20 protein-coding genes are annotated in these 23,074 nt (G+C 70.6%); 3 read left to right on the top strand and 17 right to left on the bottom strand.

The annotated features are described in order from the left end of the window. Nucleotides 1-68: 68 nt before the first annotated feature. From cydC to ACNQOV_RS10475, 9 genes are all read right to left on the bottom strand, one after another. Nucleotides 69-1,817: a thiol reductant ABC exporter subunit CydC gene (gene cydC, locus ACNQOV_RS10515; protein WP_416394441.1), complete on the bottom strand. Its 1,749-nt coding sequence runs from the start codon at nt 1,815-1,817 to the stop codon at nt 69-71. Then, nucleotides 1,814-3,463 carry a thiol reductant ABC exporter subunit CydD gene (cydD, locus tag ACNQOV_RS10510; protein WP_416394440.1) on the bottom strand — a complete coding sequence of 550 codons (1,650 nt, stop codon included), beginning with the start codon at nt 3,461-3,463 and terminating at the stop codon, nt 1,814-1,816. Before cydD ends, cydC begins: the two co-directional genes overlap by 4 nt. 9 nt (nt 3,464-3,472) lie before the next feature. Then, nucleotides 3,473-4,477 (bottom strand): cytochrome d ubiquinol oxidase subunit II, encoded by a 1,005-nt coding sequence (cydB, locus tag ACNQOV_RS10505; protein WP_402262197.1) that lies wholly within the window; start codon nt 4,475-4,477, stop codon nt 3,473-3,475. Continuing rightward, entirely contained in the window at nt 4,477-5,889 is a 1,413-nt protein-coding gene (locus ACNQOV_RS10500; protein WP_416394439.1) for a cytochrome ubiquinol oxidase subunit I, read from the bottom strand. The genes cydB and ACNQOV_RS10500 overlap by 1 nt, the downstream gene beginning before the upstream one ends. A 272-nt stretch (nt 5,890-6,161) precedes the next feature. Beyond that, nucleotides 6,162-7,097 carry an ABC transporter substrate-binding protein gene (locus tag ACNQOV_RS10495; RefSeq protein WP_416394438.1) on the bottom strand — a complete coding sequence of 312 codons (936 nt, stop codon included), beginning with the start codon at nt 7,095-7,097 and terminating at the stop codon, nt 6,162-6,164. Further along, nucleotides 7,094-7,834 carry an ABC transporter permease gene (locus ACNQOV_RS10490; RefSeq protein WP_416394437.1) on the bottom strand — a complete coding sequence of 247 codons (741 nt, stop codon included), beginning with the start codon at nt 7,832-7,834 and terminating at the stop codon, nt 7,094-7,096. The genes ACNQOV_RS10495 and ACNQOV_RS10490 overlap by 4 nt, the downstream gene beginning before the upstream one ends. Continuing rightward, on the bottom strand, nt 7,831-8,553 hold the full coding sequence (locus ACNQOV_RS10485; protein ID WP_022907005.1) for an ABC transporter permease: 723 nt from the start codon (nt 8,551-8,553) through the stop codon (nt 7,831-7,833). Before ACNQOV_RS10485 ends, ACNQOV_RS10490 begins: the two co-directional genes overlap by 4 nt. Next, a complete protein-coding gene (locus ACNQOV_RS10480) occupies nt 8,550-9,419 on the bottom strand; it encodes an ABC transporter ATP-binding protein (protein WP_022907004.1) in 870 nt (289 codons plus the stop codon). Before ACNQOV_RS10480 ends, ACNQOV_RS10485 begins: the two co-directional genes overlap by 4 nt. 201 nt (nt 9,420-9,620) lie before the next feature. After that, nucleotides 9,621-10,268: a TetR family transcriptional regulator gene (locus tag ACNQOV_RS10475; RefSeq protein WP_416394436.1), complete on the bottom strand. Its 648-nt coding sequence runs from the start codon at nt 10,266-10,268 to the stop codon at nt 9,621-9,623. A 146-nt stretch (nt 10,269-10,414) separates the two neighbouring features. Here ACNQOV_RS10475 and ACNQOV_RS10470 point away from each other — a divergent pair, with 146 nt between their 5' ends. Together ACNQOV_RS10470 and ACNQOV_RS10465 are read left to right on the top strand one after the other, a co-directional pair. Beyond that, on the top strand, nt 10,415-11,479 hold the full coding sequence (locus ACNQOV_RS10470) for an App1 family protein (RefSeq protein ID WP_416394435.1): 1,065 nt from the start codon (nt 10,415-10,417) through the stop codon (nt 11,477-11,479). Between the two features lie 55 nt (nt 11,480-11,534). After that, nucleotides 11,535-13,424, top strand: coding sequence for a glycoside hydrolase family 15 protein (locus ACNQOV_RS10465; protein ID WP_416394434.1), 1,890 nt, complete (start codon nt 11,535-11,537; stop codon nt 13,422-13,424). Between the two features lie 102 nt (nt 13,425-13,526). On the opposite strand, the gene ACNQOV_RS10460 is transcribed toward ACNQOV_RS10465, so the two are convergent. The 6 genes from ACNQOV_RS10460 to ACNQOV_RS10435 form a co-directional block, all read right to left on the bottom strand. After that, complete coding sequence (locus ACNQOV_RS10460) at nt 13,527-14,906, bottom strand: glucose-6-phosphate dehydrogenase (protein ID WP_402262177.1); 1,380 nt, start codon at nt 14,904-14,906, stop codon at nt 13,527-13,529. A gap of 159 nt (nt 14,907-15,065) precedes the next feature. After that, nucleotides 15,066-15,482 (bottom strand): cytochrome c oxidase subunit 4, encoded by a 417-nt coding sequence (locus tag ACNQOV_RS10455; protein WP_402262175.1) that lies wholly within the window; start codon nt 15,480-15,482, stop codon nt 15,066-15,068. 4 nt (nt 15,483-15,486) lie between these two features. After that, nucleotides 15,487-17,226, bottom strand: coding sequence for a cytochrome c oxidase subunit I (ctaD, locus tag ACNQOV_RS10450; protein ID WP_402262172.1), 1,740 nt, complete (start codon nt 17,224-17,226; stop codon nt 15,487-15,489). 12 nt (nt 17,227-17,238) lie between these two features. After that, on the bottom strand, nt 17,239-18,138 hold the full coding sequence (gene coxB, locus ACNQOV_RS10445) for a cytochrome c oxidase subunit II (protein ID WP_022905380.1): 900 nt from the start codon (nt 18,136-18,138) through the stop codon (nt 17,239-17,241). A gap of 258 nt (nt 18,139-18,396) precedes the next feature. After that, nucleotides 18,397-18,771 (bottom strand): HesB/IscA family protein, encoded by a 375-nt coding sequence (locus ACNQOV_RS10440; RefSeq protein WP_022905381.1) that lies wholly within the window; start codon nt 18,769-18,771, stop codon nt 18,397-18,399. Nucleotides 18,772-18,829: 58 nt separating this feature from the next. Next, complete coding sequence (locus ACNQOV_RS10435) at nt 18,830-20,275, bottom strand: dipeptidase (RefSeq protein ID WP_416394432.1); 1,446 nt, start codon at nt 20,273-20,275, stop codon at nt 18,830-18,832. Nucleotides 20,276-20,328: 53 nt separating this feature from the next. Between ACNQOV_RS10435 and ACNQOV_RS10430 the strand changes: the two genes are divergently transcribed. Next, complete coding sequence (locus ACNQOV_RS10430) at nt 20,329-20,904, top strand: DUF3043 domain-containing protein (RefSeq protein WP_416394431.1); 576 nt, start codon at nt 20,329-20,331, stop codon at nt 20,902-20,904. Between the two features lie 610 nt (nt 20,905-21,514). Here the strand turns inward: ACNQOV_RS10430 and ACNQOV_RS10425 are convergent. Both ACNQOV_RS10425 and nrdR read right to left on the bottom strand, forming a co-directional pair. After that, on the bottom strand, nt 21,515-22,582 hold the full coding sequence (locus ACNQOV_RS10425) for a quinone-dependent dihydroorotate dehydrogenase (RefSeq protein WP_416394454.1): 1,068 nt from the start codon (nt 22,580-22,582) through the stop codon (nt 21,515-21,517). 5 nt (nt 22,583-22,587) lie between these two features. Next, complete coding sequence (gene nrdR / locus ACNQOV_RS10420; protein WP_416394430.1) at nt 22,588-23,067, bottom strand: transcriptional regulator NrdR; 480 nt, start codon at nt 23,065-23,067, stop codon at nt 22,588-22,590. Between the last annotated feature and the right edge of the window lie 7 nt (nt 23,068-23,074).

Below are 23,074 nucleotides of genomic sequence, written 5' to 3'. Positions count from 1 at the left end.
CAAGGATATAAGGCCGGGAGGAACGGATCACCGCACCGGCGTCGGCCCGCCCCCGGCGGGTGGTCGGCTCACGCCGCCAGGAGCCGCCCGTCGCGCATCCGCAGGGTCCGGTCGACGAGGTCCGCCGCGACCGGCACGTGCGACACGATGACGACCGTCCTGCCGCCCTGCCGCGCGGCCCCGACGAGGTCGCGGAGCACGGCGTCACCGAGGTCGGGGTCGATGTCGGCCGTCGGCTCGTCGAGCACGAGCACCGGGAACGCGTGCAGGAGCGCCCGGGCGAGCGCGAGCCGGTGCGCCTGCCCACCGGAGACCAGTGCCCCGCGCTCCCCCACGCCCGCGTCGAGGCCACCGCGACCGTGGACCCAGGCGGCGAGACCGACCCGGTCGAGGACGGCGAGCAGCTCGTCGTCGGTCGCGGTGTCGCGGGCGAAGAGCAGGTTCTGCCGGACCGACTGGTCGAACACGAACGGGTCCTGCTCGATCAGGCCGACGCGCGCCCGGACGGCGTCGGGGTGCATGTCCCGCGCCTCGACACCGTCGAGCGTGTAGGAACCCTCGTGGTCGACGAACCGGACGAGGGCGTCCACGAGCGTCGACTTGCCGGCGCCGCTCGGGCCCTCGAGGACGACGACCTCGCCGGGGTGCAGGTCGAGCGACACCCGGTCGACGGCGGCGGCCGCGGCGCCGGGCCAGCGCACCGAGACGTCACGGAGGGCGATGGTGACCGGACCGTCGACCACGAGCGAGGCGGGGTCGGCGTCGGCGTCCGGCTCGGGCACGATGCCCGCCGGCACCTCAGCCGGGACGACCCGCTCGACCCGGTCGGCCGCTGCGCGGACCCGGCGGAACGTCAGGACCGCGAGCGGCACGCCGCCGACGACCTCGAACAGCGCGAGCGGGACGAACACGGCGAGGGCCCAGAGCGGCCCGTCGAGCGCTCCGGTGACCACCGCGGGCGCGCCGACGGCCAGGATCCCGACGACCGCGCCGCCCCCGACGAGACCGACGAGCGCACCGACCAGGGACTCGACCGTCCCCCGACGCCGCACCGCCCGGGTCACCCGGGCGTCGAGCCCGGCGATGTGCTCGAGCCGCTCGTCGAGCGTGCCGTACGCGGCGAAGACGTCGAGCGTCCGCACGGTGTCGAGCACGAGGTCGGCGACGTGGCCGCGGTCCGCCGCGGTCTGCTCGTCGGAGCGCCTGGCGACCGACAGGGTGACGACCGTGCCGAGCAGCGCGGCCACGGCGAGGGCGACGAGCAGCACGACCGCCGCCGGCACCGACACGACGGCGACGGCGATGACCGAGAGCAGCGCCGCCACCCCGGCGGACACGAGCGGACCGACGACCCGGATCGGCAGGTCCTGCAGCCGGTCGGTGTCCGTGACGAGCCGGGTGAGGAGGTCACCGCGGCCGGTGGCGCCGAGTCCCGCCGGCGCGACCGAGGACAGCCGGCGGTACATCTCGGTGCGGACGACGGCGAGCTGCCGGAACGACGCGTCGTGCCCGGCGAGGCGGTCCACGTAGCGCAGGGCCGCCCGGCCGAGCGCGAACGCACGCACGCCCACCATGACGAGCGTCAGGTACAGGATCGGCGGGTGCTCCGCCGCCCGGGTGATGAGGTAGCCGCTCGCCGCGAGCAGTGCGACGGCGCAGACCGCGCTGAGCGCGCCGGCGGCGACCGCCTTCGCCCACCCGGCGCCGTGCGGCATCGCGAGCCGCAGGACCGAGCCGTCCCGCGCGGCCCCGCCGCCACGCCGTCGGCGCGTCGGACGGGGGCCGACGTCGGGGGTCTGCCGTGCCTCCTGGCTCATGCGCGCACCCCGTCCACCGGGGTGACCGTGACCGCACCACCGGAGCGCACGTCGACGCGCACGTCCGCAGCCGCGACGACCGCGGGTCGGTGGCTCGCGACGACGACGACCGCGCCGTCGTCGGCGAGACGTCGCAGCGTGCGGACGACGTGCGCCTCGGCGTCGGCGTCGAGCGCGGACGTCGGCTCGTCGAGCAGCACGAGTCGCGTGTCCGCGCGCCGGACGCGGTACAGCGCCCGCGCGACGACCACACGCTGCGCCTGCCCGCCGGACAGGCCGCTGCCGCCGGAGCCGACCGGGAGGCACGGGTCGAGTCCCAGCCCCGCCTCGCGCAGGGCGGTGCGCACCGCCGCGTCGTCGGGGGTCGCGCTGAGCGCGACGTTCTCGGCGACGGTGCCGCGGACGAGTCGGGGGCGCTGGTCGGCCCAGGCGGTCCGCTCGGTGACCGTGCTGCCCCCTCGACCCGGCACGGTCACGGTGCCGTCGTGGGGCAGTGCGCCGCGGATCGCCGCGATGAGACTGGACTTGCCGGACCCGCTCGGACCGGCCAGCACGACGAGCGTGCCCGGCCCGGCCCGCAGGTCGAGCGGCCCGATCACGACGTCGGGACGGCGGACGGTGAGCCCCTCGAGCACGAGGTCACCGGCCGCGGGGAGGCCGCCGGGCCGTGCCGCGGGTGCCGTGGTGTCGTCGAGGACGTCGAGGACCGCCGACGAGGCCTCGACACCGTCCTGCGCCGCGTGGAAGTCCGCACCCACCTGGCGGATCGGGGCGAAGGCCTCCGGTGCGAGCACGAGCACGAACATCGCGGCGCCCAGCCCGAGCGAGCCGTCGACGAGCCGGATGCCGATCGACACCGCGACGAGCGCGACGGCCAGGCTCGCGGCCAGCTCGAGGGCGAACCCGCTCACGAACGAGAGCCGGAGGACACCGATCGTGCCACGCCGGTACTCGTCGGTGACGACACCGATCCGGCCGACCTGGCGCCGCGCGCGGCCGAACACCTTGAGGGTGGCCAGTCCCTCGACCGCCTCGGTGAAGGCACCGCCGAGCGTCGCCAACGCGTCGGACTGCTTCCGCTGCAGCGCCTGGGTGGCGAGGCCGATGAGGATCATGAACACCGGGATCACCGGCAGGGCGCACAGCACGACGAGACCGCTGGTCAGGTCGCCGAGGCCGATCGCCACGAGGAGCACCGGTGTGGCGATCGCGGTGAGCGCCAGCTGCGGCAGGTACCGGCCGAAGTACGCGTCGAGCGCGTCGAGGCCGGGGCCGAGCGTGGTCGCGAACGCCGAACTGGAACGCTCGGCGAGCCACGACGGCCCGCGTTCCGCCGCGCGGGCGAGGACCGTCGCCCGCAGCTCGCTCTTCACCGTCGCCGCGGCGCGGGCGGCGAGGTCGTCGGTCGCCCAGGCGGCCACCGCGCGGACGAGGAACGCCGCGGCGAGGAGCGCGAGCGCCGGGACGAAGGCGCCCGGGACGCTGCCGTCACGGACCGCGTCGACGCCGAGGGTCACCGCCGCCGCGATCCCCCACGCGATCGCGATCGTCGCGAGCGTGCGGAGGACCCCGGTGCCGGCGGCCGCGACGATGAAGCCGCGGGCCGTCCGCGACAGCCGCAGCAGGCGCGGGTCGAGCGGCTTCACCGTCGCCGCCTAGTGCGCGGCCTGGGTCACGTGGGCCCGGGTCACGCGCTTGCGGAAGATCCAGTACGTCCACGCCTGGTAGGCGAGCACGAGCGGCACGAAGATCAGCGCCACCCAGCTCATCACCGTCAGCGTGTACGAGCCGCTCGAGGCGTTGTACACGTTCAGGCTGTTCGCCGGGTCGTTCGTCGCGGGCATGACGTCCGGGAAGATCGCGGTGAACATCGCCAGCACGATGGCGGCGATCGTCAGCGCCATCAGGGCGAACGCGCGCCCCTCCTTGCCCCAGGCCGTGCAGAGCACCGCCAGCACGAGGGCGAGCGCGGCGACGACCGACAGGACGATCGAGGTCGGGGTGGACCGCACGAACGCCATCCACACCAGGAACGCTGCGCCCACCACGATCGTGAGCACGCCGGCACGGGTCGCGAGGCGCTTCGCCCGCTCCCGCATCTCGCCCTCGGTCTTCAGCGCGACGAACACGACACCGTGCGTGAAGAACACGAGCAGCGTCGCGAGACCGGTGAACAGCGCGAACGGGTTGAGCAGGTCGAACAGCGTGCCGGTGTAGTTGTGGCCGGCGTCCATCGGGATGCCGCGGACCACGTTGCCGAACGCGACGCCCCAGAGGAACGACGGCACCGCGCTGCCGACGATGATCATCAGGTCGAACCGGCGCTTCCACTCCAGGTGCTTGTTCTGGTGCCGGTACTCGAACGAGACGCCGCGGGCGATCAGCGCCGCGAGGATGAGCAGCAGGGCCAGGTAGAACCCGGAGAACATCGTCGCGTACCACTCCGGGAAGGCCGCGAACAGGCAGGCGCCCGCGACGATCACCCAGGTCTCGTTGAGGTCCCAGACCGGCCCGATCGTGTTGATCAGGACCCGACGGTCGGTGTCGTCCTTGCCGAGGAACGGCAGGGACATGCCGACCCCGAAGTCGAAGCCGTCGAGGACGAAGTAGCCGACGAAGAACAGGCCGACGATCGCGAACCAGAGAACGGGGAGATCCATCAGTAGACCGTCACTTCGTGCTTGACCTCGCCGGTGGCCTCGTCGACCTCGGCCGGTGCGCCGGGGCCCTCCTGCGCCACCTTCTTGATGAGCCGGAACTCGACCACCGCCAGCGAGCCGTAGATGAGCGTGAACACGATGAGCGAGATGAGGACCTCGACCCCGGTGACGTTCGGCGAGACGCCGTCGCTCGTCTTGAGCAGCCCGAACACGAGCCACGGCTGGCGGCCCATCTCGGTGAAGATCCAGCCGACGATCATGGCCGCCATCGGCAGCGGGACGGTCCAGGTGGCGATGCGCCAGACCCACCGCTGCGTCGGGAAGCGGCCCTTGCGGGTCAGCCAGAGCCCGACGAGCGAGACCAGCACCGCGCCGACGCCGAGGGCGATCATCCAGCGGAACGACCAGTAGGTGACCCAGATGATCGGCTTGTAGTCGCCCGGGCCGTAGACCTGGGAGTACTGGGCCTGCAGGTCGTTGATGCCCTCGACCGTGCCGTTGAAGGTGTGCGTCGACAGGAACGACAGCAGGTACGGCACGCGGATCGAGAACAGCTCGTGCACGCCGTCGGGGGTGCCGAGCGTGAAGATCGAGAACGACGCGTCCTTGCCGGTGGCGGTGTTGTAGAGCGCCTCGGCCGCGGCCATCTTCATCGGCTGCGTGTCGACCATGGTGAGGCCGAGCTGGTCGCCGGTGAGGACCGTGAGGGCCCCCGCCGCGAGCATCGTCCACATGCCGAACTTCAGCGCCGGCATCATCGTCTCGAGGTTCTGGTTCCGCGCGAGGTGGTACGCGGCGACCGAGATGATCACCGCGGCAGCGACCATGAAGCAGGCGAAGAGCGTGTGCGGGAAGGCGGCCAGCGCGACCTTGTTGCCGAGCACGGCCCAGATGTCCGTGAGCTCCGCGCGGCCCTTGGCCTCGTTCATCGCGAAGCCCACCGGGTGCTGCATGAACGCGTTCGCGGCGATGATGAAGTACGCCGACATCATGGTGCCGACGCTCACGCACCAGATGCTCGCGAGGTGCAGCCCCTTCGGCAGGCGGTCCCACCCGAAGATCCAGATGCCGATGAACGCCGCCTCGAAGAAGAAGGCGAGGATGCCCTCGAGCGCGAGCGGGGCGCCGAACACGTCACCGACGAAGCGGGAGTAGTTCGACCAGTTCATGCCGAACTGGAACTCCTGCACGATCCCCGTCACGACGCCCATCGCGAAGTTGATGAGGAAGATGCGCCCGAAGAACCGGGTCAGCTGGAGGTAATGCGCGCGCCCCGTGCGGTACCAGGCCGTCTGGAACACGGCCACGACGACGGCCATGCCGATCGTCAACGGGACGAAGAGGAAGTGGTAGATCGTCGTCAGACCGAACTGCCACCGCGACAGGAGGAGCGGGTCGAGGATGTCGTTCATGCGGCGTTTCCGAGCCGGTTCGCCGCGCGCTGTTGGTGCACGTCAGTTGCTTCCTGTGGAGGGGAACTTCTGGTGTCACTGGCCGTTGGGACACCACCACGTTACCTCCCGGACACATGGTTCGACAAGTTGTAGAAACCCGCTCTGCACGAACGTGCAGGAGAGTTGCACGGCACAACCGTGCGGAACACTGGTGCATGCGCCGTGTGCACCAACGACGACAGGTGCCGGGCAGATTGCCCGACACCTGTCGTTTTGTGGTGCTGTGCGTGCTACAGCAGGTCGTTGTCCTGCAGGAACGCCTTGGCGACGGAGGCCGCCGACTTCTGGTCGACCGAGTTCTGACGGTTGAGCTCGATGAGCGCGTCGGTCGTGAGGAGCTTGTTCACCTTCTCGATGGCGTCCGCCGCCTTCGAGTCGAGGTCCTTCGACACGATCGGGGTGACGTTGTTCGCCGGGACGAGGTGCTTCGGGTCCTCGAGGGTGACGAGCTTCTCGGTCTTGATCGAGGCGCTGGCGGAGTAGATGTCCGCGACCTGCGAGTCACCGTCCTGGATCGCCTTGATCGTCAGCGGGCCGCCCGAGTCGTTCTGCTGGTTGACCTCGCCGGTGATGCCGTACTTCTCCTTGAGGCCCTTCGGACCGTAGGCGGCCGTCGCGAACTCCGGGTTGGCGGCGATCGAGATCGTGCCGCCGATCTTCGAGAGGTCGGCGATGGACTTCAGGTCGTACTTGTCCGCCGTCGCCTGGGTCACCGTGTAGGTGTCGGCGTCGGAGGCGTCGGCCGACGGCAGCGCCTTGACGTCCGACGGCAGCGCCGACTTCAGCGCGGAGTTGATGCCGTCCGTCGTCGTCTCGGTCGTGGTGTTCTTGCCGTCCTCCTGCAGGAGGTAGTTCAGCAGGTTGCCGTTGTACTCCGGGAAGACGTTGATGCTCCCCTTCGCGATCTCGGGCCAGTACGCCTTGCGCTGACCGATGTTGAGCTTCTTCGTGACGGTGAAGCCCTCGTGCTCGAGCTCCTGCGCGTAGAGCTCGGCGATGATCTCGTTCGACGGGTACGCCTGCGAGCCGACGACGATGGTCTTGGAGTCCCCGCCGCCGGAGCCGGAGGAGAGCGGGTCGCTCGACGAGCAGCCCGCGAGGGCGATGGCTGCCGCGGACGCGACGGCGATCGTCGCGGCGAGACGCCGGGTCGTTGCTGTGATCACGGGTGGGTTCCTTCCACAGGGGTTGATGCTCGTGGTGCTGAGCTTCGGGAGCTCCGACGCGACAGACGCGCCGACCCGGCGGAGACACCCGCGGGGACGGCGAGCCGCTGCAGCGCGGCGAAGACGATCTCGAACGCGATGGCGAGGGCGATGACCAGGAGCGATCCGCCGAGCACCTCCGCGTAGTCGGAGTTGGCGATGCCGGAGAAGGCGTAGCCGCCGAGTCCGCCGGCGTTGATGTAGCCGACGAGGGTCGCGGTGGCGACGACCTGCAGCACCGCCGCACGGATGCCGCCGACGATGAGCGGCAGGGCAAGCGGGATCTCGACCTTGCCGAGGACCTGCCAGCCGGTCATGCCCTGCGCCTTGGCGGCGTCGATCGTCACCCGGTCGATCGCCTCGACGCCCGAGTAGGCGCCGGCGAGCACCGACGGGATGGCGAGGACGACGAGGGAGATGAGCGGGGCACCGAGCCCGAGGCCGATCGCCAACGCCAGCAGGGTGAGGAGGCCGAGCGTCGGGAGCGCGCGGATGCCACCGGAGACACCGACCGCGATCGAGCGGCCCTTGCCGGTGTGGCCGATGGCGAGACCGAGGGGCACCGCGATCACCACGGCGATCGCGACCGCGAGCAGGGTGATCCAGACGTGCTCCCAGAGCCGGACGCCGACGGCGTTCTGCCCGACGTTGTTCGCCGGGTCGAAGATCCAGGCGATGCCCTGTGCGAAGAGGTTCATGCGGACACCTCGTTCGCCCGGACGTCGTCGGCGGCACGACGGCGGACGGCACGGGCCGACCGGCTGCTCCCCCGGGTCCACGGCATCACGAGCCGGCCGATCCCGACGAGCAGCACGTCGAACACCAGCGCGAGGACGATGGTGAGGACGATGCCGGTGAGGATCTCGGCGCTGATGGCACGCTTGAGGCCGTCGGTGAGCAGGAAGCCGAGGTTCGGCACGCCGATGAGCGCACCGACCGTGACGAGGCTGATCGTCGACACCGACACCACGCGGATGCCGGCCAGCAGCACCGGACCGGCGAGCGGCAGCTCCACCTTGAAGAACCGCTGCGTCGGCGAGTACCCGAGCGCCTCGGACGCCCCGACGACGTCCTGGTCCACCGCGTCGATCGCGTCGGCGGCGGACCGGGCCATCAGGGCCACGCCGAAGATCGTCATCGCGATGACGACGTTCACCGGGTCGAGGGTGCTCGTGCCGATGATCGCCGGCAGGACGAGGAAGAGCGGCAGCGCCGGGATCGTGTAGAGCAGGCTCGCCACGACGACGATGGTCGACGCGGTGCCGCGCGCGACGCCGCTGCGCTTCCGGAGCCGCGAGACGAGCAGGCCGATCGGGACCGACAGCAGGAAGCTGATGACGATCGGCGGGATCGACAGCCAGACGTGCGCGATCAGGTTGTCACTGATCGTGTCCGTGTTGCCGAGGACCCAGTTCACGCGTCACCCCGGGTCTCCTGGGGCACTGCCGCGGCCGCGTCGACGACCTGCACCGGACCGGTGAGCACGCCGGCGGCGCGCCCCTCGCCGTCGACCACGATCGGGCCGGTCGGCGTCTGCTCGACGCGGAGCGCACGGCGGCCACGGCCGGCGCCGATGAAGTTCGCGACGAAGTCGTCGGCGGGCTCGGCCAGGATCTCGGCAGGGGTGCCGAGCTGGGCGATCTCGCCGCCCTTCTTCAGGATGACGACCTGGTCGCCGAGCTTGAAGGCCTCGTCGATGTCGTGCGTGACGAAGACCACCGTCTTGCCGAGCTCGCGCTGCAGCCGGATGAGCTCGTCCTGCAGGTCGTTGCGGACCAGCGGGTCGACGGCACCGAACGGCTCGTCCATCAGCAGGATGTTCGGGTCGACCGCGAGCCCGCGGGCCACACCGACGCGCTGCTGCTGTCCGCCGGAGAGCTGGGAGGGGTACCGGTTCGCGAACGCGCGGTCGAGGCCCACCGTGTCCATCAGCTCGAGGGCGCGCTGCCGGGCGTCGGCCTTCGAGACGCCGGTGAGCAGCGGCACCGTGGCGATGTTGTCGACGACCTTGCGGTGCGGCAGCAACCCGGCGTTCTGCATGACGTAGCCGATGCTCCGACGGAGCTTGACCGGGTCGACGCCCGCGACGTCCTCCCCGTCGATCTCGACGGCACCTGCGCTGGGGTCGACCATGCGGTTGATCATCCGGAGCAGCGTGGTCTTGCCACAGCCGCTCGACCCGACGAAGACCGTCGTGGTCCTCGAGGGGATGACGAGGCTGAAGTCGTCGACCGCGTTGGTGCCGTCCGGGTAGGTCTTGCGCACCGAGCGGAACTCGATCATGGGTGCCCTTCTGTTCGGAGGTAGCCCGACTCCGAGTGAGAGTACCCGTCGGGTGCGACACCCGTTCCCCCGTGACGGCGTGTGTCGCCTCCTGGACAGCGCGAACGGCGTCCGGACGGGGCGACGCCCGCACCCCTGGCCGGGGTGCGGGCGTCGTCGGATCACCGGTCGGGACGCCGCTCGGGCGCGCCGCGCAGCGGGTCAGGAGGCGGCGATCACCGCTTCGAGGTGGGCCCGGCTCATCGTCCGGTACTCCTCGATCAGCGCGGTCTCCGGGTTCGCCGGGTCGCGGTGGGCGCGGGCGAGGACGGCGTGCGACGACTCGGCGAGGACCACCCAGGTGCGGGCGAGGCGCTCGGTCGTCGGCATGCCGAACCGCTCGTGCATGATGTGTGCGACGGCGCCGCCGAGCGCCGCCATCCGGTCCTCGGCGTCGCCGGTGCCGGTGTCCGCCGCGTCGCCGAACCGGATCGCCCGGAAGCCGGGCTCGGTGCGGTACATCTCGGCGGTGACGTCGATGAGCGCGTCGCAGGCCTGCTGCCAGGTCGTGGCACCGCTGGTGTCGAGGGCGGTGATGAACCGCTCCGCGAGTCGCTGGGTGCTGCGGATCGCCAGCGCCTCGACGACGGCGATCCGGTCCGGGAAGTAGCGGTAGACCGTGCCGATGGACGCTCCGGCGCGCTCGGCGACCATGGCGGTGGTCAGGCGCTCGAACCCGATCTCGTCGATCACCCCGGCGGCCGCGTCGAGGAGGCCGGCGAGGCGCGCCGAACTGCGGGCTTGGACCGGCTCGTTCCTGAGCAGTGATGATCCCCCCGGCAGTGCGTTCGATACCTCGGTGACGAGCACGTGTTCTCCTCTTGCGCGGGCAGCGCTTCTCAAGTGGGTGGCTGACGGACCAACTGTCGCAGAGACCGGCTGGAATATCGCTGCGACTCTCCCAGTACACGTGTGAGGTCGTACGTGAGCCAGGTCCGACGTGGAATGATGGCACGATGCCCGACCCGACGCCCCACGAGCCGTCGCTGGCCGAGCCGATCCTCCACCGGGCCGCCCGCATCGAGGACGCCGTCCAGGAGTTCCGCGAGCACCGCGCACGCCGCCGCGGGCTCGTGCCGACGGTGATCCCCTACAACGGCTACGGCGCACCGGGCTGGATCCGCGTCCTCTGCCGGGTCCTGCTCACCCGACGCGGGCTGGCGTCCGACGCCTCGTACTACGGCGTGCGCGGGTGGCGCAGCTTCACGAGCGTCGCGGTCGACGCGGCCGAGGTCACGATCACGGCCGGCGGCACCTCGCACGTCGTGCAGTCGGACCGCGGCGGGGTCGTCGACACCATCGTGCCGATCGACCTCGAACCGGGCTGGCGCACGATCAAGCTGTCCGCCGGCGGCATGCGTGACGTCGAGGCGGACGTCTTCATCGTGCACCCGGACACCCGCTTCGGACTGCTGTCGGACATCGACGACACCGTCATGGTGACCTCGCTCCCCCGCCCGATGCTGGCCGCGTGGAACTCGTTCGTGCTCACGGAGCACGCCCGCCGGCCGGTCCCGGGCATGTCCGTCCTGTACGAACGGGTGCTCGCGCAGCACCCGGGCGCCCCGACGGTCTACCTCTCCACCGGCGCCTGGAACGTCGCGCCGACCCTGCAGCGCTTCCTGAGCCGGAACCTCTACCCCTCCGGCACCCTGCTGCTGACCGACTGGGGCCCCACGCACGACCGGTTCTTCCGGAGCGGGCAGCTCCACAAGCAGCAGAACCTCGAACGGCTCTCCCAGGACTTCCCGGACGTGCAGTGGCTGCTCGTCGGTGACGACGGCCAGCACGACGAGACCCTCTACGGCGACTTCGCCCGGGCGCACCCCGAGAACGTCGCCGGCGTCGCGATCCGCCAGCTCTCCACGAGCGAGGCCGTCCTCGCCGGTGGTCGTTCGCGTGCGCAGGAACGCTCGCGCGAGTCCCAGGCTCCGTGGGTCTACGCACCGGACGGCGCGGGCATGTGGTCCGAACTCGCCCGCGTCGGCATCACGCGCGCCGATCCGAGCGACCCGGCCTGAGCCATCCCTCAGCAGGAGCCACCGCCAGCGGGGGCGACGGTGGTTGGATCGGCCCATGAGCCCGGCTGACACCCCCACGAACCGCATCGAGGACCACGCCCTGATCGGCGACACCTACACCGCCGCGCTCGTCGGGCGGGACGGCACGATCGACTGGGCGTGCCTGCCCCGGTTCGACAGTCCGTCGACCTTCGCCTCGATCCTCGGCACCGAGGACCACGGGCACTGGACCCTCGCCCCGACCGACCCGGACGCGACCGCGAAGCGCCGGTACGACCCGGACACGCTCGTCCTGTCGACCGTGTGGACGACGGGGACCGGGGTGGTCGAGGTCACCGACTTCATGCCGATCGGGGCGCACCGGGCGAGCATCGTGCGCCGGGTGCGGGGCCTGCGTGGGTCCGTCGAGGTCCGGCAGGTGCTCCGGATCCGCTTCGACTACGCCCGGGCACTCCCCTGGGTGCGGCAGATCGGCGGCGACGAGGACCCCGCACTGCTCGCCACCGCCGGCCCCGGCTCCGTGATCGTCCGCGGCGTGCGCTTCCACGCCGACGACCACCGGCACTCCGCCACGAGCACCGTGCACGACGGCGAGGTGCTCGACACCGTCCTCACCTGGTACCCCTCGCACCGGGAACCGCCGGCGCCGCTCGACGTCGACGCGGCCCTGCACCGCACGGTGCGCTGGTGGCGGGACTGGATGTCGACCGCACGGACCGACGGCCGGTACGCCGAGGCCACCCGTCGGTCCCTCGTGATCCTCCGCGCGATGACCCACGCCGAGACCGGTGGGGTCGTGGCCGCCGCGACGACGAGCCTGCCGGAGGATCCGGGCGGCGAACGCAACTGGGACTACCGCTACGTCTGGCTGCGCGACGCCTCCCTCGCGCTCGCCTCGCTCATCGCGCACGGCTACCGGGACGAGGCGGCACACTGGCGCGGATGGCTCCTCCGCGCCATCGCCGGCGACCCCGCCGACGTGCAGATCATGTACGGCATCGCCGGGGAGCGCGAGCTCCCCGAGCGCGAGCTGTCGAACCTGCCCGGCTTCGCCGCCTCGACCCCCGTCCGCGTCGGCAACGGCGCCTACACGCAGTACCAGGGCGACGTCTTCGGCGAGGTCCTCGCCGCACTGCACGACGCCCGCGAGCTCGGCGTCGAGGAGAACGCCGACTCGTGGGCGCTGCAACGCGCGCTCCTCGGCTACGTCGAGGAGCACTGGCAGGAGCCCGACAACGGCATCTGGGAGATGCGCGGCCCGAGGCGGCACTTCACGCACTCGCGGGCGATGATCTGGGCGGCGTTCGACCGCGGGGTCGCCGCGGTCGAGGAGTTCGGCCTCGAGGGTCCCGTCGACCGCTGGCGCACCCTGCGCGGAGCGGTCCGCGCCGAGATCGAGGAGCACGGCTGGAACGCCGAGCGCGGCAGCTACCGGCAGCACTACGACACCGACGAGGTCGACGCGAGCCTGCTCGTGCTCCCCCAGATCGGCTACCTGAAGGCCGACGACCCGCGCATGACCGGCACGGTCGCCGCGATCGAGCAGGACCTCCGCACCGGCGACGACGGCCTCGTGCTCCGGTACCGCACCTCGTCAGGCTTCGACGGGCTGTCCGGCAGCGAGCACCCGTTCCTCGCGTGTTCGTTCTGGCTCGTCGAGCAGTACGCCGCGTCCGGCCGGGTGGACGACGCCGAGCGGCTCATGGACGTGCTCACCGGGTACGCGAACGACGTCGGCATGCTCTCCGAGGAGATCGACGTCGCCACCGGGCACCACATCGGGAACACCCCGCAGGCGCTCTCGCACCTGACGCTCGTGTCCGCGGCGGACGCGATCGCCCGGGCCCGCGGCACGGCCGCCGGCCACCGCACCCGCCTCGCCGTCCACGACGGCGGCACCCGGTCGTGGACCGGCGAGGGTGAGCGGGCGGGCACACCCGCCTGACGTCGTGGTCGCGACCGCAGACGGACGGGAGGCACGGTGCCAGCCGGCACCGTGCCTCCCGTCCGTCAGCAGCGCCCGATCAGGGCGCCGACGTCACGTCCGTCAGGACGAGGACTCCCAGTCCGCCGGGCCGCGCGAACCCGCGCGGTACTCCTCGAGCGGGACCTCGTCCGCCTTCCAGGCGTCGACGACCGGCCCGACGATCTCCCAGCAGCGCTCGGCCACGTCACCGCGGATCGAGAGCAGCGGGTCGTCGTGGAAGATCCCGTTCAGGACCTCGCCGTAGGGGGTCAGCTCGCCGTCGGCGAAGGACGAGGACAGCGTGACCTGGCCCATCTCGAAGGGGTTGCCACCACCGTTCGCCGACACCGTCAGCTCGATCTCGTCCGGGTTGAGCACGATGCGGAGCGTGTCCGTCTTCGGGCGACCCGAGAGGCCGGAGGGCAGGCGCGTCACCGGCTTGAAGGTGATCAGGACCTCCTTGCGGCTGGCGCCGAGGGCCTTGCCGGAGCGCAGCGTGAACGGGACGCCCTTCCAGCGCGCGGTGTCGACCTCGACCGAGATCTCGGCGAGCGTCTCCGTCTGGCGCGACTTGTCGACGCCGTCCTCGTCCTGGTACGACGGCAGCTCCTTGCCGTCGATCGTGCCGGCCGTGTAGACGGCACGACGCGAGGCGACCTTCGGGTCGCCGCCCTTGAGCTCGGTGGAGCGGAGCACCCGCGCCAGCGACGAGCGGAACTCGACCGCGTCGATGTCCGACGGGGCGTCCATCGTCACGATGCCGAGGATCTGCAGCAGGTGCGACTGGATCATGTCGACCATCGCGCCGGCCTCGTCGTAGTACTGGGCGCGGTTCTCGAGACCGAGGGTCTCGTCGTAGAAGATGTCGACCTTCTCGATGTTCTCGGCGTTCCAGATCGGCTCGAACAGGCGGTTCGCGAAGCGCAGGCCGATGATGTTGAGGACCGTGGTGCGACCGAGGAAGTGGTCGGTGCGGTGCACGCGCTCTTCCGGCACCAGCTTGAGGACCGTCTCGTTGAGGGCTCGGGCGCTCGCGACGTCGGTGCCGAAGGGCTTCTCGAACGCGAGGGTGGTGCCCTCGGGGAGCTCGACCTGCTGGAGCGCCTCGCAGATGTCGGACGCGATCTGCGGCGGGAGCGCGAAGTAGAGGATCGGCTCGGCGTCGGCGTCGGCCGCGGCGAAGAGCGCCTTGAGGTGCTCGGGGTCGGTCGGGTCACCCTGGATGAACTGCGTCGAGGCGAGGGTCGCGTCGACCTCCGGGCCCTTCACGTCCTGCGACGCGAAGGACTTCGTGACGACGTCCTTCCACTGCTCCTCGCTGCGGGCGCTGCGGCCCGTGCCGATGAGCTGGACGGGGACCGCTCGACCGCTCTGCAGGAACGTGCCGAGGCCCGGCAGCAGCAGGCGGGAGGCGAGGTCGCCCGTCGCGCCGAAGATGATGAGAGTGCGCTTGTCGGTCACCGGAGGTGACTCCTTTCGCTGGTGTGGGGGTGGTCCGCTTGAGGCCAAGCCGTGGGCGGACTGGTTGATTCCCGAACGGGTCGGGGAGTTCGTGTCCGGACGCACTTCGGGCGGCACCGGTGTGGTGCCGCCCGAATGTCAGGTGCGCTGCGGGTCCGGTCAGTGACCGAAGTTGCCGCGGTAGTACTCGTAGACCCAGCCGACGAGGGTGACGGCCACGCAGGCGAGCCCGATCGGCACGATCCAGAGGCCGGCTGCGACACCGAGGAAGCAGAGGCCGGTCGCACCGGCGAGCAGGATCGGCCACCACGACCACGGGCTGAAGTGCCCGAGCTCGGCGTCGCCGTCCTCGATGTTGGCGTCCGGACGGTCCTCGGGCAGGACGCCGCCCTGCGAGGACATGACCTTGCCGAGGTAGAACGCGATGAACGCGGACATGATCCCGGTCAGGCCGATCGAGACGGTCCCGACCCATTCGGGACGGCCGTAGCTGATCAGCGACCAGATCGTGTACGCCGCGTCGGCGAGGATGAAGAAGACGAACAGGATCCAGAACAGGTTGGTGTTGGCGCGCATGGCCTTACTTCACCTCGCCCTTCGCGGCGTCGTAGGTCGGGGCGTCGGGGGCGTCCTTCGCCGGGCCCACACCGATCGGCACACCGGCCTCGGGGTGGTTCAGGTCGAACGCCGGCGACTCCGAACGGATGCGCGGGATCGACGTGAAGTTGTGCCGCGGCGGCGGGCAGCTGGTCGCCCACTCGAGCGAACGGCCGTAGCCCCACGGGTCGTTCACGGCGACCTTCGGTGCGTTCCGGGCGGTCACGTAGACGTTGAAGATGAACGGCAGGAACGAGATCGCCAGGATCATCGAGCCGATCGTCGACAGCTGGTTCATCCAGGTGAACCCGTCGTTCGGCAGGTACGTCGCGTACCGACGCGGCATGCCGATGACGCCCAGCCAGTGCTGGATGAGGAACGTCGTGTGGAAGCCGATGAACAGGAGCCAGAAGTGGATCTTGCCGAGACGCTCGTTGAGCATCTTGCCGGTCCACTTCGGCCACCAGAAGTAGAACCCGGCGAACATCGCGAACACGACGGTGCCGAAGACCACGTAGTGGAAGTGCGCGACGACGAAGTACGAGTCGGACACGTGGAAGTCGAGCGGCGGCGACGCCAGGATCACACCGGTGAGACCACCGAACGTGAAGGTGATGAGGAAGCCGACCGACCAGAGCAGCGGGGTCTCGAAGGTCACCGAGCCGCGCCACATCGTGCCGACCCAGTTGAAGATCTTCACGCCGGTCGGGACCGCGATGAGCATCGTCATGAGCGAGAACCACGGGAGCAGGACGCCACCGGTGACGTACATGTGGTGCGCCCACACCGTGACCGAGAGGGCCGCGATCGAGATGGTCGCGTAGACGAGGGTCTTGTAGCCGAAGATCGGCTTGCGGCTGAACACCGGGAAGACCTCGGAGACGATGCCGAAGAACGGCAGCGCGATGATGTACACCTCGGGGTGGCCGAAGAACCAGAAGAGGTGCTGCCAGAGGAGCGCCCCGCCGTTCGCCGGGTTGAAGATCTGCGCGTTGAACACGCGGTCGAGACCGAGGCCGAAGAGCGCCGCCGCGAGGACCGGGAAGGCCATCAGCACGAGCAGGGCCGTGACGAGGGTGTTCCACGTGAAGATCGACATGCGGAACATGGTCATGCCCGGTGCACGCATCGTGATGATCGTGGTGATGAAGTTCACCGCGCCGAGGATCGTCGAGAAGCCGGTCATGCCGAGGCCGAAGACCCAGAGCGTCCCGCCGAGGCCGGGTGTGAACGTCGTGTCACTCAGTGGTGCGTAGGCGAACCAGCCGAACGACGCGGCACCCTGCGGGGTGAGGAAGCCGCCGACCGCGATGAGCGCGCCGAAGACGTAGAGCCAGAACGCGAAGCCGTTGAGACGCGGGAACGCGACGTCGGGGGCACCGATCTGGAGCGGCATGATCGCGTTCGCGAAGCCCGAGAACAGCGGCGTCGCGAAGAGCAGCAGCATGATCGTGCCGTGCATCGTGAAGAGCTGGTTGTACTGCTCCTTCGTCGCGACCACGTGCAGGCCGGGCTCGAAGAGCTGGGCGCGGATGACCAGGGCCATCACACCCGCGAGCAGGAAGAAGATGAACGACGCGATCAGGTACATGTACCCGATGGTCTTGTGGTCGGTGGACGTGATCCACCGGACGATGATGTTGCCCTTGCGGCCGACTCTCGACGCCTGGAAGTCCAGGGTCGTGGAGCCTGCCGCCGGCTGGCCGACGAGCGACGTGGTCATCTGACGGAGCCCCTACTCGTTCTCGGACGCCGTCACGGGCGCCTTGTTGTTCGGTTCGTTCGTGTTGGTGTTGTACTCGTTGCCGAGCAGACCCACCTTGCCCTGCTTCTCGAGCGAGTCGAGGTACTCCTGGTACTCGGTCGGCGTGACGACCTTCACCTGGAAGAGCATGAGCGAGTGGTACTCACCGCAGAGCTCCGCGCACTTGCCCTGGTAGGTGCCGAGCTTCTCCGGGATGAAGTACTCGTCGTTCTGCTTCCCGGGGATCATGTCCTTCTTGTAGAGGAAGTCGATGATCCAGAACGAGTGGTTGACGTCGCGCGAGGAGAGCTCGATGTGGACCTTCTTGCCCTTGGGCAGGTAGAGGGTCGGGAGCTGCGACTCGTCGATCGCGCCGTTCGCGTTCTCTTCTTCCTGGGCCTGGATGCCCTGGTAGTAGACGCTCTTGGACTTGTCGTCCTCGTTGATGTAGTTGAAGTCCCACGCCCAGCGCTTGCCGTAGACGTGGATGGTGGCGTCGGCGTTCTTGAACGGCTGCTCGATCGCGGTCTGGTCCTTCGCGGTGAAGGCGAAGAAGCCGAGCACGAGGATGAGCGGCACGATCGTGTAGAAGATCTCGAGCGGCATGTTGTACCGCATCTGCACCGGCAGGCCGGTCTGGCCCTTGCGGCGGCGGTAGACGATCGCGGCCCAGATGATGAGGCCCCACACGATCAGACCGACGGCGAGGAGCACGACCCAGCTGGTGGTCCACAGGCCGACGATGCGGCTCGTGTGGTTGGTGACGTCCTTCGTCTCCTCCGTGCCGGGGAGCCATCCGTTCAGCTGCTGCTGCGTGCAACCAGCCAGTGCGATGACCAGACCGACGGCCACCGGGACGGCCGCCCAACGTATACGGCGATTCGAACGCACTGTTACCTCTCGGAAGAACGTGAAACCGGAGCAGGCCGCGACGTGAAGGTCGCGCATGGCTCGCTCCCAGCTTGGTTGGAACACTCCTAGCTTACTCGCAGCTCGGGGCCGCTCGCGCACACGCGACACACCTCGGGCCGCTATCCGCAACGGCCCAGGACGGGTTTTCCCTGGTCGTGCCGCATGCCGCGCCCGGGAACGAACGAGCGGGGAGCGACCGTGTCGGTCACTCCCCGCTCGTGTCGGGTCGACGGGTGCTCAGTGGAAGCTGTCACCGCACGCGCAGCTGCCCTGCGCGTTGGGGTTGTCGATCGTGAAGCCCTGCTTCTGGATGGTGTCCTCGAAGTCGATCGAGGCACCGTCGAGGTACGGCACGCTCATCTTGTCGACGACGACCTCGACGCCGCCGTCGAACTCGGCCGTGGCGTCGCCGTCGAGCAGGCGCTCGTCGAAGTAGAGCTGGTAGATCAGGCCCGAGCAGCCGCCGGGCTGCACGGCCAGACGCAGACGGAGGTCGTCGCGACCCTCCTGCTCGAGGAGGCTCGCCACCTTCGCCGCGGCCGCGTCGCTGAGCAGGACGCCGTGCGACGGCGCCTCGGTCGTCGGTGCGTTGTCGGTGATGGTGTCGCTCATCCGCGCGTCTCCCTCCGTGCGGTGTCGATCACCGCGCTCGGATCGATTGTAAGCACCGTCAGCCGCGAGTCGCGAGACGCGCCAGCAGGATCGCCTCCGACGCGATGGCCCGGTGCAGCACGCCGAGGTGCTGCGACTCGTTCGGGCTGTGCGCCCGGGTGTCCGGGTCCTCGACGCCGGTGACGAGGATCTGCGCGTCCGGGAACTGCGCGGCGAGGTCCGACACGAACGGGATCGACCCGCCGATGCCCTGCTCGACCGCCTCGTTGCCCCAGCCCTCGCGCATGGCGACCCGCGCCTCCTGGACAGCCCAGCCGGCGGTGTCCACGAGGAAGCCGTCGCCGGCGTCCGGCTCGGAGATCTCGAGGCGCGCGCCGAACGGCACGTGCGCGCGCAGGTGCCGTTCCACCGCCGCGTACGCGTCGGTCGCCGCCTGCCCGGGCGCGACGCGCACCGACACCCGCGCCGAGACCGTCGGCAGCAGCGTGTTCGACGCGTTCGCGACGCTCGGGACGTCCATGCCCGTGACCGTGATCGACGGCTGGAACCACATGCGGGACAGGACCTCGCCGCGACCGACGGGACGCACGCCCGGCAGCAGTGCGGCGTCGGCGGCGAGCTCGTCCTCGGTCCGCGTCGGCACGTCGGCCTCGTACGCGGTGAGGCCCTCGACCGCCACGGCACCGTCGTCGTCGTGCAGGGAGGCGAGCAGCCGCACCATCGGGATCATGGCGTCCGGAGCCGCTCCCCCGAACATGCCGCTGTGGCTCGCGTGCTCGAGTGTCGTCAGCGTCAGCTTGAAGGTGACGTTCCCGCGGAGGGACACCGTGATCGACGGGACCTCGGTCGACCAGTTGTCGCTGTCCGCGACCACGATGACGTCGGCGGCGAGGTGCTCCTGCTGCTCGCGGAGGAACGTCCGGAACGACCGGGAGCCGAACTCCTCCTCGCCCTCGATGAACAGGACCACGCCGAGGTCCAGGTCGTCGCCGAACCGGGCGTGCAGCGCCCGGAGCGAGGCGATGTGGGTCATCACCCCGGCCTTGTCGTCCGAGGCGCCGCGCCCGTACAGGCGGTCGCCGCGCAGGGTCGGCTCGAAGGGCGGCGTCTCCCAGAGCGCGTCGTCGCCCTGCGGCTGGACGTCGTGGTGGGCGTAGAGCATCACGGTGGGCTTGCCGTTCCGGGCCGGGCGCACCGCGAGGACGGCGGGCTGGCCGAGCTCGCCGCCGGCGGCCTCGACCGTCGCCGTGTCCCCCTCGACCGCCGACCGGACGATCCGGACGGCGTCGTCCGCGAACACGCCCGTCGACCGCGCCAGGTCCGCGACGGCCTCGGCGCTGGCCCGCACGTTCGCCGGGTCGAACGCCGACCAGGACACCGACGGGAGCCGCACGAGGGCGGACAGGTCGGCGATCGTCGTGGGCAGCGATCCCTGCACGTGTTCGCGGAGGGCGTCGAGGAGTGCGGGGTCGGTGGCGGCGGCGTGCTGGTCGGTGTCGGTCATGTCCCGTAATCTAGAGGACGATCCAGCACGCAGACCGCAGTCAGGAACGCACCGTGGCGAAGGCAGCCCCCAAGACCAACACGACCGTCAACCCGTCCGAGGCCGAGCTCCTCGAACAGGGGAAGGGCCGTCCGACGCCGACCCGTCGCGAGCGCGAGGCGGCCAACCGCCGTCCGATCGTTGGCGGCTCCGCCGAGGACAAGAAGGCCGCTCGTGCCCGCCTCGCGAACGAGCGCGAGAAGGCCCGGGTCGGCATGGCCAACGGCGAGGAGCGCTACCTGCCGGCGAAGGACCGCGGCGAGCAGCGGAAGTTCGTCCGCGACTGGATCGACGCCCGCTGGAACGTCGGCGAGATCATGATGCCGGTGCTCGTGCTGTTCCTCATCGTCGGGTTCGCCGCCTCGCAGACCGTCATCGCGTCGTACTCGCTGCTGCTCGTCTGGGCGTTCGTGGCGCTCTTCGTGCTCGACTGCCTCGTGCTCTGGCTGTCCTTCCGCAAGAAGCTGACGGCCAAGTTCGGCACGATGCAGCGCGGGACGTTCCTCTACATCCTCACGCGTGCGTGGCAGCTGCGCTTCCTGCGCCTGCCGAAGCCGCAGGTCAAGCGCGGGCAGTACCCCACCGTCTGACCCCTCCACGAAGCGCCGTCCGGTCCGCCGGGCGGCGCTTCGTCGTGCGCGGGCAGTGGGTCCGATGCGGGCGCGGGCCCGCTGCCTCCCCGCCGAGCGGGCGAAATACGTCCCGCTCGCGGCCTCCAGGCGGCAGTTCTCGCCCGCTCGCCGAACCTGAGCGGCACGTCGTGCCCGCTCGCCGCCGCCCGCTCGTCGAACGTGAGCGGCAGTTCCCGCCCGCTCGACGAACGCGAGCGGCACGTCGTGCCCACTCGCCGCCGTCCACTCGCCCCGCCCGCTCGCCGAACGCGAGCCGCGCATCGCGCTGCCGACCACCTGCGGATCGACGCGCCGACCACCCACCGGACTGGAGGCGCGGTGCACCCCAGCCCCGCGCCTCCAGTCCGTCAGGCGCGCGCCGTGGGCTCGCGACTCGTCCGATCCGCACCGGCGAGGTCGCGAGAAGTGCCGCTCCGCGGCGCGCGCGACGGCACCTTGCGCGACCTCGCGGCAGCGCGCGCGGCGTGTCTCGCGACCTCGCCGCAGCGCGCGCGGCGTGTCTCGCGACCTCGACGACGGAGGTGCGACCTCGCGCGGCGACCCGGACGCGGGGAACGAGACCCGGCGCTCAGCGCGCGGCGCGCCGCAACCGCCGGCGCCGCAGCCGGTTGATCCGCGCGGCCCAGGTCGGCCCCTCGTAGAGGAACGCCGTGTAGCCCTGCACGAGGGTCGCCCCCGCGTCGATCCGGTCCTGCACGTCCTGCTCGCTCGTGACGCCCCCGACCGCGATGACGCAGAAGTCCTCGGGGACGGCGGCCCGGACGCGACCGAGGACCTCCAGGGAGCGGGCGGCGACCGGTGCGCCGGACAGTCCCCCGGCGCCCATCGCCTCGACCTCGGCCGCGGGGGTCCGGAGTCCCTCGCGCGAGATCGTGGTGTTGTTCGCGATGATCCCCGCGAGCCCGATCGACACCGCGAGTCCGGCGATCGCATCGATCTGGTCGTCGGTGAGGTCCGGCGCGATCTTCACCAGCACCGGGGTCTTGCCGGCGGCGTCGCGCACGGCGGTGAGCAGCGGGCGGAGCTGGTCGAGCTCCTGCAGACCGCGGAGCCCCGGGGTGTTCGGCGAGCTGACGTTGACCGCGAGGTAGTCGGCGAACGGTGCGAGCCGCCGGGTGGACTCGAGGTAGTCGTCCACCGCGTCCTCGACCGCGACGACCCGGCTCTTGCCGATGTTCACGCCGATGACGGGTCGACCGGGGTGCCGACGGGCGCGTTCGAGCCGACGGGCGGCCGCGGCGGCGCCGTGGTTGTTGAACCCCATGCGGTTGATGAGCGCGCGGTCCGGGATGAGCCGGAAGAGCCGGGGTCGCTCGTTGCCGGGCTGCGGCTTCGCCGTGATCGTGCCGACCTCGACGTGCCCGAAGCCGAGGACCCCGAGTCCGGCGATGCCACGAGCGTCCTTGTCGAACCCGGCGGCGAGGCCGAAGCGGGACGGGAAGTGGATCCCCATCGTGGTCACGCCGTCGGCGGCCGAGGGGCGGCAGTACTGCTCGACGACCCGACCGAGGACGGGCACGCGCGGCAGCCACTTGATCACCGCGAAGGCGATGTGGTGCGCGCGCTCGGGGTCCATGTTGGCGAACACCGAGCGGAAGACGACGGCGTACCCGTTCCGGACGACCCGCTCGGCGATGCCGCTCACGCCTCGGCCCCGGCCGGGCTGGTGGTGCCGTGGTGGTCGAGGCGGAGCTGGGTGATGGCGTCCTCGAAGTCCTCGAGCGAGTCGAAGGCCTGGTAGACGCTCGCGAACCGCAGGTAGGCGACCTCGTCGAGCTCGCGGAGCGGTGCGAGGATCGCAAGCCCGATGTCGTTCGCATCGATCTGGCTCGAGCCGGACGACCGCACGGTCTCCTCCACGCGCTGCGCCAGCACCGCGAGGTCGCCGTCGGTGACCGGGCGCCCCTGGCAGGCCTTGCGCACGCCGGAGACGATCTTGTCGCGGCTGAACGGCTCGGTGACCCCGTTGCGCTTCACCACGTTGAGCGAGGCGGTCTCGGTGGTCGAGAAACGGCGCCCGCAGTTCGGGCACTGACGTCGGCGGCGGATGGAGGTTCCGTCGTCGCTCGTCCGGGAGTCGACGACGCGGGAGTCCGGGTGGCGGCAGAAGGGGCAGAACATGTCGTGC

The sequence above is a fragment of the Curtobacterium sp. LFS084 genome (assembly GCF_047977705.1).
Taxonomy (GTDB): domain Bacteria; phylum Actinomycetota; class Actinomycetes; order Actinomycetales; family Microbacteriaceae; genus Curtobacterium.
The sequence above is the reverse complement of the archived record's forward strand: the minus strand, read 5'-3'. Positions and strand labels throughout refer to the sequence as shown.